The following is a 15,957-nucleotide window of genomic DNA, read 5'->3' on the forward strand; positions in this document are numbered from 1 at the left end:
GTGGAGAACACTTACCAGGTTTTACCGATGTTAAACTGGAACTGTTCTGCCTTGTCTCCATCGTACTTTTTGAACGGCTGGGCGTAGGAGAACACCAACGGCCCCAATGGGGACATCCATTGTAATGCGATACCCGCAGACATACGGATATTGCTTGGATCACTATAGTCCGGATATCCAGAATATTGGCTGGAATCCCAGTTTGTATCCCAAACGGTACCCATATCCCAGAAGAAGGAAGTACGAACCGAGTTAGCATACTTATCGCTAATAAACGGCGTCGGGGTGATGAACTCGAGGCTGGCAACCGCCATGGCGTTACCGCCTACAGCATCATCCGATTTACACAGGTCTTTCGCGCCGTCCTGAGTCGCACATTCGTAATCATAGTCCGGATCATAATTACTGGCCTGATGCGGGAAGTAAACTGCTTTCGGACCAATTGTATTGGACTGGAAGCCACGCACGGTGCTGGAACCACCGGCATAGAAGTTCTCGTAGAACGGCATCTCTTTGCCGCCTAAACCATCACCATAACCCCAGCGGGTACGCCCCAGAACAACCCATTTGTGATCGTCATCGATCGGCACATAAGTCGCCGTGTCTAACGTCACTTTGTAGTATTCGTTATCCGATCCAGGAATGGTCACTTTACCGGTCAGGTTGACACGTGAACCATCTGTCGGGAAGTAACCACGGTCAAGCTTGTTATAGGTCCAACCATAGTTGAACGTGAAGTCGTCCGTTTTGAAGCTATTATCCTGATCAGAGGTGCTCGGATGTTCACCCATAGAGTACAGATAACGCCACATCGCAACCTGAGGCTGCATGTTGGACAGGGAGTTATGTACATAACCCAGACCTGCACGCAGCGAGTTATATTCGTTGATCGGGAAGCCCAACGTCACGTCTGTACCATAACTCTTGTTGGTATAGTCGGACAGGTCGGCGTCATCTGCCTGGAAGTCATTATAGAAGAGACGACCACCGAGGCTTACACCATCTACAGTGAAGTACGGGTTGGTTACCGACAGTTCAGCATAGGTCTGGTAATCGTTTTTGGTCCCGTTGATACCAACAGCATAACCTGTACCTAACCAGTTATCCTGCTGCACACCAGCCTGGAAGCTCACGCCACTTTCAGTACCGTAACCAATCCCGAAGTTGAAGCTACCGGTGTTGCGCTCTTTTACCTTGTAGACGACATCTACCTGGTCCGGGCTACCCGGAACACGTTGGGTATCGGTATCGACAGTTTCAAAGAAGCCCAGACGATTCAGACGCTCCTTACCCTGATCGACCAGATCGCTTCCCAGCCATGCACCTTCCATCTGACGCATTTCGCGACGCAGGACGGCATCTTTCGAGGTATCGTTACCTTCAAAACGGATCTTACGCACGTAGAAACGGTTACCCGCATCAACGTTCACGCGTAATTTAACGGTTTTGTCGGCATCGTTAATTTCAGGCATCGACTGTACGCGCGGATAGGCATAACCATAGCGACCGAGAAGCTTTTTGATGTCATCTTCCATCTTGGTCACTTTGGTGCCGTTATACAGCTCGCCCGGCTCGATCTTAGTCAGCTGCTCAATTTCAGCGGAGTGCCCGGCAAGGTTGCCGCTCACTTCAACGCCAGAAAGCTTGTACTGATCGCCTTCGGTAATGTTCACCGTGACGTAAATACCTTTTTTATCTGGCGTCAGACTGACCTGGGTAGAGTCGATGTTGAAACGGGCATAACCGCGATCCAGATAGTAGCTGCGCAGGGTTTCAAGGTCGCCCGCCAGTTTCTGTTTCTGGTATTTACGATCGCCTACCACGTTCCACCACGGCACTTCGTCACGCAGTTGGAAATGAGAGATCAGTTCGTCGGTGGTGAAAGCATGGTTACCAACAATGTTAATTTGCTGGATTTCAGCTGACACACCTTCCTGGAACACCAGTTTTAGGTCAACACGGTTGCGCGGCAGCGGGGTCACGACAGCTTTTACGCTGGCGCTATATTTACCGACGCTGTAGTAGAAGTCTTCCAGACCTTTCTCGATATCGGCAATGGTGGTGCGATCGAGGGATTCGCCCACACGCACACCAGAAGCCTCGAGGTTTTGCTTCAGCATGTCATCTTTCACCGATTTGTTACCGGAGAAAGTAATGCTGGCAATGGTCGGACGTTCTTTTACCTGAACCAGAAGGGTATCACCATCACGAAGGACGCGAACATCCTCAAAGTTGCCGGTAGCAAACAGAGCGCGAATGGTATTACTGATATCTTCATCATTAACCGTGTCGCCTGTGCGCACCGGCATACTGAGGAGGGCCGCACCAACGGCGACACGCTGAAGGCCTTCGAAATGAATATCTTTCACTACGAACCCTTCAGCACCGTATACGGTGGCGCTGCTAAACAGCAGCGACGCTATGAGCAACTTTTTCATCGCCATCGTTATTATGCGTTCTTCCTAACTAACTCTCATAACCGAGAGAAATCATTGAAAAGTGCAAGCCCCATTAACAGCACCAGCAGAATCGAGCCAATGCGATAACAAAAGTCTTGAACCCGCTCGGATACCGGTCCGCCCTTGATCTTTTCGATCGCAAGGAACAGCAGATGCCCCCCGTCTAGTACGGGCAACGGAAACAGGTTAATTATCCCTAAGTTCACGCTAATAAGCGCAAGAAACGGCAGGTAATAAACTACCCCGAGTTCCGCTGTCATCCCAGCCCCCTTGGCGATAGAGATCGGCCCACTGAGGTTGTTCAGTTTCACATCACCGGTGATCAATTTTCCCAGCATACTGACCGTCAGCTTCATCAGCTGCCACGTTTTGTCCGTGGCTTCGACGATGGCGTTGAACGGCCCATACTGGCGTACAACTTTATACTCATCTGGCAAAGGAATGACTTTCGGCTCAATACCGACAAAACCAATCGCTTTACCATTACCCGGTTTACTCTCCGGGATTAATGTCAAAGACAAGGGACTCCCCTGCCTTTCGATTTCTAACGCTAAGGATTTACCCGGGTTATCCCGGACAAGCATCACAAAGGTCACCCACTGCGTTAAGGGCTGACCATCGACTTTAACGATCCTGTCGCCTGCTTGCAAACCTGCCTTGCTTGCCGCCGAGTTTGGCTGCACATTTTCCAGTACAGGTTCAATTTGCGGCCCACGAGGACGAATCCCCAGCGAAGATACCGGATCTTCTTTATCAGGCTCAAACGCCCAGTGACGTAAATCGAGCTTTACATCCCGCCGTTGGTCGCTGCCAAATGGCGCTACTGTAATGGTGGTGCTTTCATCGCCAATTTTATCGACCAACTGCAAACGCACGGCATCCCAATCAGGCGTTTCGATACCATCTACGGCTTTTAGTTCCGTACCTGGTGCAATTTGTGCTTCCGCAGCTATCGAATTGGCTGCTATTTCACCAACCACCGGACGTACGCCAGGCACACCAATAATAAAAACCAGCCAGTAGGCTAAGATAGCAAAAATGAAGTTTGCAACCGGACCTGCGGCAATAATCGCCGCTCGTTGGCCAACAGATTTATTATTGAAGGCATGGTGGCGGAGTTCCGGAACGACCGGTTCTGCGCGCTCATCCAGCATTTTGACATAACCGCCCAGCGGGATCAGGGCGATAACATATTCGGTGCCGAGCTTATCAGTTCGCCGCCAGAGCGCCTTACCAAACCCTATTGAGAAACGCTCAACGCGAACACCACAACGCCGGGCAACCCAGAAATGACCAAATTCATGCACGGTGATAAGTACACCCAGTGCAACGATGAACGAAGCCAAATCCCAGAGAAAACTCAGCATATTACCTTCCGTTAAAGCGTCCTGAATACCAGTAACAACAAGCAAGCAAAGACCGGTACCGCAGCCGTCAGGCTATCAATACGATCTAAAATACCACCGTGTCCTGGAATTAAATGACCGCTGTCCTTAATTCCTGCTTCACGCTTAAACATACTCTCGGTCAGATCGCCGAGCACTGAGGCTAACGCTGCGACAATAGAGCAAATGAGTAAGGTGACGGGAGCGACGTCGAGATTCGCCCACATGCCATAACCCCATGAAATTACCGCTGCGGTCGCTAGTCCACCTATAAAGCCTTGCCAGGTTTTACCCGGAGAAACCTTCGGTGCCAGCTTATGTTTACCAAACAATTTGCCAAACATATATGCGCCGGAGTCAGCGCCCCATACCAGGATCATGACATAGAGCAGCCATATTGCGCCACTGTAATGATTCTCGTCATAGTGCCAGGCCCGTAACGCCAGCATGCCCCAGAAGAAGGGAACAATGGTTAGCACGCCAAAAATAAGGCGCAATGTTTTAGAGTTACGCCAGATTGCTGCGGAACCTGGGTAAAACAGCACCAGCAATAGCGCGACAATCCACCAACCCAGCGAAGCCCAAAGTGAGATTTCAACCAGCGGTTGATGAATATTTCGGTGATATTCCGGCAACAGAAAAAGCATCAGCGCCAACAATAACCCGCATAACACCGCCAACCATACTCGCTGCGAACGAGTGGTAAAACCGCTAAGCTGTCCCCATTCCCACGCTGCCAGCATGCAGACCACCAGCGTTACGATGGCGAACCCCACCGGCGGCAACAGAAACAACGCCGCGATGACGACGGGTATTAACACAAAAGCAGATATCAGGCGATACTTCAGCAAAAGCGACCCCCATCAGGCTGTTTCATCACCGGGCTCGGTGCCGCCGAAACGACGCTCTCGATTAGCAAAGGCATTTAACGCCCCTTCAAAGTCTTGTTCATCGAAATCGGGCCAGAGAACATCTGTAAAGTAAAGTTCGGCATAGGCAATTTGCCAAAGCAAAAAGTTACTAATGCGATGCTCCCCCCCAGTCCTAATTACTAAATCTACAGGGGCCAGTTCATGCATACAGACATGCTGGTTTAGCATCTCTTCATCTATCTGATCTGGTTGCAGGTTTCCTTGCTGCACCTTTTCAGCCAGTTGCCTGACTCCCTGGACTATATCCCAACGTCCACCGTAGTTCGCCGCAATATTCAGCGTCAGACCGGTATTCCCGGCTGTTAGCGCTTCAGATTTACGAATACGTTCTTGCAAACGCGAGTTAAAGCGACTGGTATCGCCAATAATACGCAGACGCACGTTATGTCGGTGCAGACTTTTTACTTCGCTATCGAGCGCCCACACAAACAGTTCCATTAACGCACTGACTTCCTGCGCTGGTCGGTTCCAGTTTTCACTACTAAAGGCATACAGCGTTAACGCCTCAATACCGTTGTTGGCCGCAAAAGAGACAGCCCGGCGGACGGATTTTGCCCCGGCTTTATGCCCAAAGGCACGAATCTTCCCTTGCTTTTTTGCCCAGCGACCATTGCCGTCCATAATGATCGCAACATGACGGCAGCCATGCGCTGGCAATTTTTCGCTAAGTGGTTGAGTAGCAGACAACATCACGCGTTTTTTATTCCCTGACAGGGTTTACGGTACTCAGGAATACTGAAGCCTATACAAAAAAAAGCCGTGTAAAACCACGGCATACCTGACCTTATAAAGCCAACTACTTACGATCAGATGGCGCAGACTATATCACTGAAGCCCTACGCTAACAAATAGCGCGACTCTCTGTAGCCGGATTATCCTCAGCTTGCGAGACGCATCACCTCTTTTCTGGCGACTTCACGCGCGTTCGCATCAACAGATAACACATCGTCCACACATTGTGGTTCGCGCATATCCATTTTTTCCAGTACGGATAAATTCAACGCAGCGATATCCGTAAAGCGGATTTGTTGCGCAAGAAAAGCAGCAACGGTGATTTCGTTTGCGGCATTCAATGCTGTCGTCGCTGCCTGACCTTGTTCGAACGCCTCCATCGCCAGTTTCAGGCATGGATAACGATCATAATCCGGTGCGGCAAATGTCAACGCACTTAGTTTGCAAAAATCGAGCGGCTTCACGCCAGAGTTCACGCGATTCGGCCATGCCATGGTGTGGGCAATTGGCGTACGCATATCCGGTTCCCCCAGCTGCGCCAGAACACTGCCGTCCTGATAGCGCACCATTGAGTGAATCACTGACTGCGGGTGAATCAGCACTTCCATCTGGCTGGCGCTGGCGTTAAACAGCCAACGCGCTTCAATGTATTCCAGACCTTTGTTCATCATGGTAGCCGAATCGACAGAAATTTTACGCCCCATCGACCAGTTCGGATGACGGCAGGCTTGATCCGGCGTCATTGTTGCCAAATCGCGCAATGGCGTCTCACGGAAAGGGCCACCAGACCCGGTAAGTAAAATGGACACCACGCCATTTTGCTCAAGGTCAGCGTATCCCAGATTATGCTGGATAGGTTGCGGTAAACTCTGAAAAATGGCGTTATGTTCGCTATCGACCGGTAACAATTGCGCTTTGCTCTGCTTTACGGCGTCCATAAACAGACGTCCGCAGGTAACCAGTGATTCTTTATTGGCCAGCAAAATGGTTTTACCCGCGCGGATCGCAGCAAGCGTAGGTAACAGCCCAGCAGCGCCAACAATGGCTGCCATCACCTGATCAACATCCTCAAGCGCTGCCATATCGCAAGCGGCTTGTTGCCCACTTAAGACTTCGGTGCGGCTACCCTGTTGCTGTAGCATCGTTTTAAGAAGTTTCGCACTCGCTTCATCGTCCATTACGGCATAGCGGGGAGAGAATTCCAGGCACTGTTCTACCATGCGAGTGACATTTTTGCCTGCCACCAGCGCAACTACGCGGAAGTGTTCGGGATTATGGCGCACCACGTCCAGCGTGCTGCAACCAATCGAGCCGGTCGAGCCCAGAATGGTGAGTTGCTTCATGAAACATCCAGAGTTGAGACAGAATAAAAAGCAAAACGCCGCCAGCCGATCCGCAAGGATCTACTGAGCGGCGTTTTTGTCGTTCAAGAAATCAGAACTGCATCAGTTCTGCTTCTTTGTCTGCCAGCGCCGCTTCAATTTTCTTGATTGCAGCATCAGTCAGTTTCTGTACATCGTCCTGAGAACGGCGATCGTCGTCTTCGCTGATCTCTTTATCTTTCAACAGTGCTTTCACTTTGTCGTTCGCGTCACGACGCACGTTACGTACTGCAACACGCGCTTGTTCTGCTTCACCACGAACGATTTTGGTCAGATCTTTACGACGTTCTTCCGTCAGCGGCGGCAGCGGAACACGGATGTCGCTACCCGCAGAGTTCGGGTTCAGGCCAAGATCGGACGCCATAATCGCTTTTTCAACGGCCGGAGACATTGAACGATCAAACACGTTGATTTTCAGAGTACGGGAATCTTCTACCGTTACGCTTGCCAGCTGACGCAGCGGCGTCGGCGTGCCGTAATATTCCACGACAATGCCATCCAGCAGGCTGGGAGAAGCACGACCCGTGCGTATTTTGCTGATTTGGGTTTTGAACGCTTCTACGCATTTGTCCATGCGTACTTCAGCATCTTTTCTGATATCGCTAATCACGTTACGAATCCTTGAAAACTTGTCTCAGTCAGACCAGACAGTCACACACAGTGGAAGTGTGCTAAGTATAGCCCTGATTAAACATATTACGGGTAATCGTCTGGATTATTAGGCTATTTTATTTGCCATTTTGGCCCCGAGCAGTGCTCGCCATCCTCACGTACTTTTGTACGCTCCGGTTGCTGCGCGCTGGCCGTGACCAAACTGCCTGCAACAATAACGCCTTATAACCAGACTTACGCCCCCGCGATACTTACGCGGAATCTTACCCTTATTTATCCATCACGGGAATTATTCCGTGATTAAAGTCCCTTCTTTTTCACCCATTACCACACGGCGCAGCGCACCCGGTTTGTTCATATTGAAAACACGAATCGGTAATTTATGGTCACGAGCCAGCGTGAAGGCCGCCAGGTCCATGACTTTCAGCTCTTTTTCCAGCACTTCGCTGTAAGTCAGTTGCTCGTACATGGTTGCGGTTGGATCTTTCGCCGGATCAGCGGTAAACACGCCGTCAACTTTGGTTGCTTTCAGCACCACATCGGCTTCAATTTCGATACCACGCAGGCAAGCTGCTGAGTCGGTGGTAAAGAACGGGTTACCTGTACCGGCGGAGAGGATCACCACACGGTTGTTGCGCAACAGGCTGATAGCTTCTGCCCAGCTGTAGCTGTCGCACACGCCATTCAATGGAATAGCGGACATCAGACGAGCGTTCACATAGGCGCGGTGCAGTGCATCACGCATTGCCAGGCCGTTCATTACGGTCGCCAGCATCCCCATGTGGTCGCCCACAACGCGGTTCATACCCGCTTTCGCCAGACCAGCGCCACGGAACAGGTTACCCCCACCAATCACCACACCAACCTGAATACCCAGTTCAACCAGTTCTTTGATTTCCTGAGCCATACGATCCAGTATGCTTGCATCAATACCGAAGCCTTCAGTGCCCTGCAGAGCTTCGCCACTCAACTTAAGCAGAATGCGTTTATAGACGGGTTTTGCATTGGTAGCCATGTTTCTTTCCTGAGACTGTCAACGATTGAAATGAATTAATACTAGCGACATTGTACGTCGCTTTTCAGCGCAGCCCCACAAGGGTTAGCTGAATTTACAAGATGGGCACAAAAAGAAGCCGCCCTCAGGCGGCTCCTTTTTGATAATTAAGACTGCTTGGACATCGCAGCAACTTCTGCTGCAAAGTCAGTCTCAACTTTCTCGATGCCTTCACCCACTTCGAAGCGGATGAAGCCAGTCACTTCAGCGTTATGCTCTTTCAGCAGCTGACCAACAGTTTTGCTTGGTTCCATAACGAACGGCTGACCGGTCAGAGAAACTTCGCCGGTGAATTTCTTCATGCGGCCTTCAACCATTTTCTCTGCGATTTCTTTCGGCTTACCAGACTGCATCGCGATATCCAGCTGTACCTGGTATTCTTTTTCTACCACTTCAGCGGATACGTCTTCTGGTTTGATGAATTCTGGCTTGCTTGCAGCAACGTGCATAGCGATGTGTTTAACCAGCTCTTCGTCAGCGCCTTTAGCAGCAACCAGAACGCCGATACGCGCACCGTGCTGATAAGAACCCAGAACGTCGCCTTCCAGCGCAGCAACGCGGCGAATGTTGATGTTTTCACCAATTTTCGCTACCAGCGCAACACGTTCTTCTTCGAACTGTGCTTTCAGAACTTCAACGTCAGTGATTTTGCCAGCAACAGCTGCGTCCAGAACTTTGTCTGCGAACGCCTGGAAACCAGCGTCTTTTGCAACGAAGTCAGTCTGGCAGTTAACTTCCAGAATGATGCCGTAGTTGCCGTCGATTTTGGTTTTGATCACGCCGTCAGCAGCAACGTTGCCTGCTTTTTTCGCTGCTTTAATAGCACCGGACTTACGCATGTTTTCGATTGCCAGCTCGATGTCGCCGTTAGCTTCAGTCAGTGCTTTTTTGCAATCCATCATGCCTGCGCCAGTACGCTCACGCAGCTCTTTTACCAGGGATGCGGTAATTTCAGCCATTCTAAAATCCTCGGAGATGTGATCTGCCCGGCATTAAACCGCACAGATATAAAAGTGAAAAAGGGGGCCATATGCAGGCCCCCTAACCAAACGTGTACTACCTGGTCTATAAGGGCTCTCCCCCTTCATATTTCGCGCCGCAGATGCGTTATCTTCGCTCGCTCATCCCGGTCACTTACTGATGTAAGCTCCCGGGAATTCTCGAGCTTGCCGCCTTTCTGCAACTCGAACTATTTTGGGGGAGTTATCAAGCCTTATTACTCAGCTTCTACGAAGCTTTCTTCCGCCTGGGAAGCCAGATCCTGAGAACGGCCTTCACGTACGGTTGCAGCAACAGCGCCCAGGTACAGGGTCACAGCACGGATTGCGTCGTCGTTACCCGGGATAACGAAGTCAACACCGTCCGGATCAGAGTTGGTATCAACGATAGCAAATACCGGAATACCCAGGTTGTTTGCTTCTTTGATAGCAATGTGTTCGTGGTCAGCATCGATTACAAACAGAGCGTCCGGCAGACCGCCCATGTCTTTGATACCGCCCAGGCTGTTTTCCAGTTTCTCCAGCTCACGAGTGCGCATCAGCGCTTCTTTCTTGGTCAGCTTTTCGAAAGTACCGTCCTGAGACTGAGTTTCCAGGTCTTTCAGACGTTTGATGGACTGACGAACGGTTTTCCAGTTAGTCAGCATACCGCCCAGCCAGCGATGGTTCACGAAGAACTGGTCGCAGCTCAGAGCAGCGTCTTTCACCGCTTCGCTTGCAGCGCGTTTAGTACCAACGAAAAGGATTTTACCTTTGCGAGAAGCAATCTTGTTCAGTTCAGCCAGAGCTTCGTTGAACATCGGTACAGTTTTCTCAAGGTTGATGATGTGAACTTTGTTACGCGCACCGAAGATGAACGGCTTCATTTTCGGGTTCCAGTAACGGGTCTGGTGACCGAAGTGAACACCAGCCTTGAGCATGTCGCGCATGGAAACAGTTGCCATGATTAAAACCTCTATATAAAAGTTGGGGTTATGCCTCCACGTATCCCATATTACCGACCCCAAAGGGCACCCCGGAATATGTGCCGATACGTGTGTGTTGTTACACAAAGTGAGATTGTCGCTTCCGTCCAGTCTGTGTATACGAAATGGATCGGAAGTCCGGCGCGCTTTATACCACAAATACGTCATGGACACCAATAATTGTTGGCGCTGTGTACAGCATCAGATGTCGAATTTTCTATTATAGAAAACCTTCAGTGGCACGTTTGGCGAAATTCAGAATGATTCTCAATTTGCCCGGGTGTGATACCATTGACGGCACTTACATATATATTGTCGGTATCACCGACGCTGATGGACAGAATTAATGGCTATCTCAATCAAGACCCCAGAAGATATCGAAAAAATGCGCGTCGCTGGCCGACTGGCTGCCGAAGTGCTGGAGATGATCGAACCGTATGTTAAACCGGGCGTCAGCACCGGCGAGCTGGATCGCATCTGTAATGATTACATTGTTAATGAACAACACGCGGTTTCTGCCTGCCTCGGCTATCACGGCTATCCGAAATCCGTTTGCATCTCTATTAATGAAGTGGTGTGCCACGGTATCCCGGACGATGCTAAGCTGCTGAAAGATGGCGATATCGTTAACATTGATGTCACCGTAATCAAAGATGGTTTCCACGGCGATACCTCGAAAATGTTTATCGTCGGTAAGCCGACCATCATGGGCGAACGTCTGTGCCGCATCACGCAAGAAAGCCTGTACCTGGCGCTGCGCATGGTCAAACCAGGCATTAACCTGCGCGAAATCGGTGCGGCGATTCAGAAGTTTGTCGAAGCAGAAGGCTTCTCCGTCGTTCGTGAATATTGTGGACACGGTATTGGTCGCGGCTTCCATGAAGAACCGCAGGTGCTGCACTATGACTCCCGTGAAACCAACGTCGTACTGAAACCTGGGATGACGTTCACCATTGAGCCAATGGTCAACGCGGGTAAAAAAGAGATCCGCACCATGAAAGATGGCTGGACGGTAAAAACCAAAGATCGCAGCTTGTCTGCACAATATGAGCATACTATTGTGGTGACTGATAACGGCTGCGAAATTTTGACGCTACGCAAGGATGACACCATCCCGGCGATAATCTCGCACGACGAATAAGATGAAGCCGGCGAATGCCGGCTTTTTTAATGCGATAATTTAATCTTATGGGTGGCGCACAATGAATACCCTTCCAGAACAGTACGCAAACACCGCTCTCCCCACCCTGCCCGGTCAACCGCAAAATCCATGCGTCTGGCCCCGTGATGAATTAACCGTCGGTGGGATAAAAGCCCATATCGATACTTTCCAGCGTTGGCTGGGTGATGCCTTTGACAATGGGATCTCTGCAGAACAGTTGATTGAGGCGCGCACCGAGTTTATCGACCAGCTCCTGCAACGATTATGGATTGAAGCGGGATTCAGCCAGATTGCCGACCTGGCATTGGTCGCCGTCGGTGGCTACGGTCGTGGCGAGCTGCATCCACTTTCTGACATCGATTTACTGATTTTAAGCCGTAAAAAGCTCCCGGACGATCAGGCGCAAAAAGTGGGCGAGCTGTTAACGCTGCTCTGGGATGTAAAGCTGGAAGTCGGTCATAGTGTGCGCACGCTTGAAGAGTGCATGCTGGAAGGGTTATCGGATTTAACCGTCGCCACCAATTTAATCGAATCCCGCTTATTAATTGGCGATGTTGCGCTCTTCCTCGAACTGCAAAAACATATTTTTAGCGAAGGATTCTGGCCTTCCGACAAGTTCTACGCGGCGAAAGTTGAAGAACAGAACCAGCGCCATCAGCGTTACCATGGCACCAGCTACAACCTTGAACCAGACATCAAAAGTAGCCCTGGCGGCTTGCGCGATATTCACACTCTGCAATGGGTGGCCCGCCGTCATTTTGGCGCAACATCGCTGGATGAAATGGTCGGGTTTGGCTTCTTAACCTCAGCGGAGCGGGCGGAATTAAACGAATGTCTGCATATACTGTGGCGTATTCGCTTTGCCCTGCATCTGGTCGTCAGCCGTTACGATAATCGTCTGTTATTCGATCGCCAACTTAGCGTCGCTCAGCGTCTGAATTACAGTGGTGAAGGCAACGAACCGGTCGAGCGGATGATGAAGGATTACTTCCGCGTTACACGCCGCGTCAGTGAACTCAACCAGATGCTGCTGCAACTGTTCGATGAAGCCATCCTCGCCCTTCCCGCCGACGAAAAACCACGTCCAATCGACGATGAGTTTCAGCTACGCGGTACGCTAATCGACCTGCGTGATGAAACACTATTTATGCGCCAGCCGGAAGCCATCTTGCGTATGTTCTACACCATGGTGCGCAACAGTGCGATCACCGGCATTTACTCCACCACGCTGCGCCAGTTACGCCATGCCCGTCGCCATCTGCAACAACCGCTGTGTAATATTCCGGAAGCACGAAAACTGTTTTTGAGCATTCTGCGTCACCCCGGAGCGGTGCGGCGCGGGCTATTGCCAATGCATCGCCATAGCGTGCTCGGCGCGTATATGCCGCAATGGTCGCATATCGTCGGGCAGATGCAGTTTGATCTGTTCCACGCCTACACGGTGGATGAACATACTATCCGCGTGATGCTGAAACTGGAGAGTTTTGCCAGTGAAGAAACGCGCCAGCGCCATCCGTTGTGTGTGGACGTCTGGCCGCGCCTGCCGTCAACTGAGCTGATTTTCATCGCCGCGCTGTTTCACGATATCGCCAAAGGACGCGGCGGCGACCACTCCATTCTCGGTGCTCAGGATGTAGTGCATTTTGCAGAACTCCACGGGCTGAACTCACGCGAAACACAGCTGGTTGCCTGGCTGGTTCGCCAGCACTTGCTGATGTCGGTGACAGCACAACGCCGCGATATTCAGGACCCTGAAGTCATCAAGCAGTTTGCCGAAGAAGTTCAAACGGAAAATCGTCTGCGCTATCTGGTATGCCTGACAGTGGCTGACATTTGCGCCACCAACGAAACGCTGTGGAATAGCTGGAAGCAAAGTCTGTTGCGCGAACTCTATTTTGCCACCGAAAAGCAGCTACGACGCGGAATGCAAAACACGCCGGATATGCGCGAACGGGTTCGCCATCACCAACTCCAGGCACTGGCACTACTGCGCATGGATAACATCGACGAAGAGGCGCTGCACCAAATTTGGTCACGCTGTCGTGCTAACTATTTTGTCCGCCATAGCCCAAATCAACTGGCCTGGCATGCCCGCCATTTATTACAGCATGATTTAAGCAAACCGCTGGTATTGCTTAGCCCGCAGGCTACGCGTGGAGGCACCGAGATTTTTATCTGGAGCCCGGACCGCCCCTATCTGTTTGCCGCCGTCTGTGCCGAATTAGACCGCCGCAATTTAAGTGTTCACGACGCACAAATTTTCACCACTCGCGACGGTATGGCGATGGATACCTTTATCGTGCTGGAACCCGATGGCAGCCCGCTGTCCGCAGATCGTCATGAGGTTATTCGGTTTGGTCTGGAGCAAGTACTGACGCAAAGTAGCTGGCAGCCACCGCAGCCCCGTCGCCAACCCGCCAAATTACGCCATTTTACTGTTGAAACCGAAGTAACGTTTTTGCCGACCCATACCGACCGCAAATCGTTCCTTGAGCTTATCGCGCTCGACCAGCCAGGACTGCTGGCGAGAGTCGGGAAAATTTTTGCCGATCTGGGAATTTCGCTTCATGGTGCCCGAATTACAACCATTGGCGAGCGAGTAGAAGATTTATTCATAATTGCCACCGCTGACCGGCGTGCACTTAATAACGAGTTGCAGCAGGAAGTGCATCAGCGGTTGACAGAGGCCCTCAATCCAAACGATAAAGGGTGATGTGTTTACTGATATGAAAAGAGTTTAACAATGCAGCAGTTACAGAACATTATTGAAACCGCTTTTGAACGCCGTGCCGAGATCACGCCAGCCAATGCAGACACCGTAACCCGCGAAGCGGTAAATCAGGTGATCGCCCTGCTGGATTCCGGCGCACTGCGTGTAGCGGAAAAAATTGACGGTCAGTGGGTGACGCATCAGTGGTTGAAAAAAGCGGTGCTGCTCTCTTTCCGTATTAATGATAATCAGGTGATCGAAGGGGCAGAAAGCCGCTACTTCGATAAAGTGCCGATGAAATTCGCCGACTACGACGAAGCGCGTTTTCAGAAAGAAGGCTTCCGCGTTGTGCCACCAGCGGCGGTACGTCAGGGTGCATTTATTGCCCGTAACACCGTGCTGATGCCGTCTTACGTCAACATCGGCGCATATGTTGATGAAGGCACGATGGTTGATACCTGGGCGACCGTCGGTTCTTGTGCGCAGATTGGTAAAAACGTCCACCTTTCCGGTGGCGTGGGCATCGGCGGCGTGCTGGAGCCGCTGCAGGCTAACCCGACCATTATTGAAGATAACTGCTTCATTGGCGCACGCTCCGAAGTGGTTGAAGGGGTGATTGTCGAAGAAGGTTCCGTCATCTCTATGGGCGTATACATTGGTCAGAGCACCCGTATTTACGACCGTGAAACCGGCGAAATCCACTACGGTCGCGTTCCGGCGGGGTCTGTGGTTGTTTCAGGTAATCTGCCGTCGAAAGATGGCAAATACAGCCTCTACTGTGCGGTTATCGTTAAGAAAGTTGACGCGAAAACTCGCGGCAAAGTCGGCATTAACGAACTGCTGCGTACCATCGATTAAGAGTACATATACGGGCAGCATGATGCTGCCCGTATGCTTTCTGGCTCAGAATAATTCGTCCTACTCATTCTTCTTCCCCCCTTTTTTAAATACTTTTTCATCTTGTTTCGGACTGTCATGTAATTCGCAAAACGAAGATAAATGTGTTAATCCATCCCATGGAATATCGCCACAATAAAGCAGGTAATTTTTTGATTTTTACGCCATGATAGAAGTCTGGAAGAAAAAGGCTTTCTGCGATCACAGTCGAGCCGGGCGGGCCAGGCCAAATGCTAAAATAAGCACAATTTACTGACTCATTTTGAGGTAACGCTATGTACGACAATCTGAAAAGTCTGGGTATTACCAATCCTGAAGAAATTGATCGTTACAGCCTCCGGCAGGAAGCCAACAACGATATTCTGAAAATCTATTTCCAGAAAGACAAAGGCGAGTTTTTCGCCAAGAGCGTTAAGTTTAAATATCCGCGTCAGCGTAAAACGGTCGTCGCTGATGGTGTGGGTCAGGGTTATAAAGAAGTCCAGGAAATCAGCCCGAATCTACGGTATATCATTGATGAGCTTGATCAAATCTGCCAGCGTGACCGCAGCGAAGTTGATCTTAAGCGTAAGATCCTCGACGACTTACGTCACCTGGAGTCAGTCGTAACCAATAAGATCAGCGAGATTGAAGCCGATCTGGAAAAACTAACGCGTAAATAATGCCGAA

13 protein-coding genes are annotated in these 15,957 nt (G+C 50.7%); 4 read left to right on the plus strand and 9 right to left on the minus strand.

Features of this window, described 5'->3' with window-relative positions; all coding sequences use genetic code 11:
* Window positions 1-11: 11 nt before the first annotated feature.
* The 9 genes from bamA to rpsB all read right to left on the minus strand — a co-directional run bounded on the left by bamA (window position 12) and on the right by rpsB (window position 10,498).
* Window positions 12-2,444 (minus strand): outer membrane protein assembly factor BamA, encoded by a 2,433-nt coding sequence (gene bamA / locus FTE26_RS03535; RefSeq protein WP_001240896.1) that lies wholly within the window; start codon window positions 2,442-2,444, stop codon window positions 12-14.
* A 29-nt stretch (window positions 2,445-2,473) separates the two neighbouring features.
* On the minus strand, window positions 2,474-3,826 hold the full coding sequence (rseP, locus tag FTE26_RS03540; protein ID WP_001325807.1) for a sigma E protease regulator RseP: 1,353 nt from the start codon (window positions 3,824-3,826) through the stop codon (window positions 2,474-2,476).
* A gap of 11 nt (window positions 3,827-3,837) precedes the next feature.
* Window positions 3,838-4,695, minus strand: coding sequence for a phosphatidate cytidylyltransferase (gene cdsA, locus FTE26_RS03545; RefSeq protein WP_000922446.1), 858 nt, complete (start codon window positions 4,693-4,695; stop codon window positions 3,838-3,840).
* 12 nt (window positions 4,696-4,707) lie between these two features.
* Window positions 4,708-5,466, minus strand: a complete 759-nt coding sequence (ispU, locus tag FTE26_RS03550) for a (2E,6E)-farnesyl-diphosphate-specific ditrans,polycis-undecaprenyl-diphosphate synthase (RefSeq protein WP_001295562.1) — start codon at window positions 5,464-5,466, stop codon at window positions 4,708-4,710.
* Window positions 5,467-5,654: 188 nt separating this feature from the next.
* Window positions 5,655-6,851: a 1-deoxy-D-xylulose-5-phosphate reductoisomerase gene (gene ispC, locus FTE26_RS03555; RefSeq protein ID WP_000811923.1), complete on the minus strand. Its 1,197-nt coding sequence runs from the start codon at window positions 6,849-6,851 to the stop codon at window positions 5,655-5,657.
* A gap of 91 nt (window positions 6,852-6,942) precedes the next feature.
* The gene (gene frr / locus FTE26_RS03560; protein ID WP_000622418.1) at window positions 6,943-7,500 is read right to left on the minus strand and encodes a ribosome recycling factor; all 558 of its coding nucleotides are present in this window, start codon (window positions 7,498-7,500) and stop codon (window positions 6,943-6,945) included.
* Between the two features lie 291 nt (window positions 7,501-7,791).
* Window positions 7,792-8,517 carry a UMP kinase gene (pyrH, locus tag FTE26_RS03565; RefSeq protein ID WP_000224573.1) on the minus strand — a complete coding sequence of 242 codons (726 nt, stop codon included), beginning with the start codon at window positions 8,515-8,517 and terminating at the stop codon, window positions 7,792-7,794.
* 146 nt (window positions 8,518-8,663) lie between these two features.
* The gene (gene tsf, locus FTE26_RS03570; protein ID WP_000818114.1) at window positions 8,664-9,515 is read right to left on the minus strand and encodes a translation elongation factor Ts; all 852 of its coding nucleotides are present in this window, start codon (window positions 9,513-9,515) and stop codon (window positions 8,664-8,666) included.
* A 257-nt stretch (window positions 9,516-9,772) separates the two neighbouring features.
* Window positions 9,773-10,498, minus strand: coding sequence for a 30S ribosomal protein S2 (gene rpsB, locus FTE26_RS03575; RefSeq protein WP_000246884.1), 726 nt, complete (start codon window positions 10,496-10,498; stop codon window positions 9,773-9,775).
* 367 nt (window positions 10,499-10,865) lie between these two features.
* On the opposite strand from rpsB, the gene map reads away from it, so the two are divergent.
* The 4 genes from map (at window position 10,866) to FTE26_RS03595 (ending at window position 15,950) form a co-directional block, all read left to right on the plus strand.
* Entirely contained in the window at window positions 10,866-11,660 is a 795-nt protein-coding gene (gene map, locus FTE26_RS03580) for a type I methionyl aminopeptidase (protein WP_001018194.1), read from the plus strand.
* A 61-nt stretch (window positions 11,661-11,721) separates the two neighbouring features.
* Entirely contained in the window at window positions 11,722-14,394 is a 2,673-nt protein-coding gene (glnD, locus tag FTE26_RS03585) for a bifunctional uridylyltransferase/uridylyl-removing protein GlnD (RefSeq protein ID WP_001094571.1), read from the plus strand.
* A gap of 30 nt (window positions 14,395-14,424) precedes the next feature.
* Entirely contained in the window at window positions 14,425-15,249 is an 825-nt protein-coding gene (dapD, locus tag FTE26_RS03590) for a 2,3,4,5-tetrahydropyridine-2,6-dicarboxylate N-succinyltransferase (protein WP_001186650.1), read from the plus strand.
* Window positions 15,250-15,563: 314 nt separating this feature from the next.
* Window positions 15,564-15,950, plus strand: a complete 387-nt coding sequence (locus tag FTE26_RS03595; RefSeq protein WP_000272188.1) for a DUF3461 family protein — start codon at window positions 15,564-15,566, stop codon at window positions 15,948-15,950.
* Window positions 15,951-15,957: the final 7 nt, after the last annotated feature.

This window comes from Escherichia sp. S10b (assembly GCF_028421345.1).
GTDB lineage: Bacteria > Pseudomonadota > Gammaproteobacteria > Enterobacterales > Enterobacteriaceae > ECMA0423.

Bases quoted from the DNA above. Each gene is read 5' to 3' on its own strand.
- dapD (WP_001186650.1), top strand. From the start codon at position 14,425: ATGCAGCAGTTACAGAACATTATTGAAACCGCTTTTGAACGCCGTGCC.
- ispU (WP_001295562.1), bottom strand. From the start codon at position 5,466: ATGTTGTCTGCTACTCAACCACTTAGCGAAAAATTGCCAGCGCATGGC.
- ispC (WP_000811923.1), bottom strand. From the start codon at position 6,851: ATGAAGCAACTCACCATTCTGGGCTCGACCGGCTCGATTGGTTGCAGC.
- map (WP_001018194.1), top strand. From the start codon at position 10,866: ATGGCTATCTCAATCAAGACCCCAGAAGATATCGAAAAAATGCGCGTC.
- glnD (WP_001094571.1), top strand. From the start codon at position 11,722: ATGAATACCCTTCCAGAACAGTACGCAAACACCGCTCTCCCCACCCTG.
- bamA (WP_001240896.1), bottom strand. From the start codon at position 2,444: ATGGCGATGAAAAAGTTGCTCATAGCGTCGCTGCTGTTTAGCAGCGCC.
- FTE26_RS03595 (WP_000272188.1), top strand. From the start codon at position 15,564: ATGTACGACAATCTGAAAAGTCTGGGTATTACCAATCCTGAAGAAATT.
- rseP (WP_001325807.1), bottom strand. From the start codon at position 3,826: ATGCTGAGTTTTCTCTGGGATTTGGCTTCGTTCATCGTTGCACTGGGT.
- rpsB (WP_000246884.1), bottom strand. From the start codon at position 10,498: ATGGCAACTGTTTCCATGCGCGACATGCTCAAGGCTGGTGTTCACTTC.
- tsf (WP_000818114.1), bottom strand. From the start codon at position 9,515: ATGGCTGAAATTACCGCATCCCTGGTAAAAGAGCTGCGTGAGCGTACT.
- pyrH (WP_000224573.1), bottom strand. From the start codon at position 8,517: ATGGCTACCAATGCAAAACCCGTCTATAAACGCATTCTGCTTAAGTTG.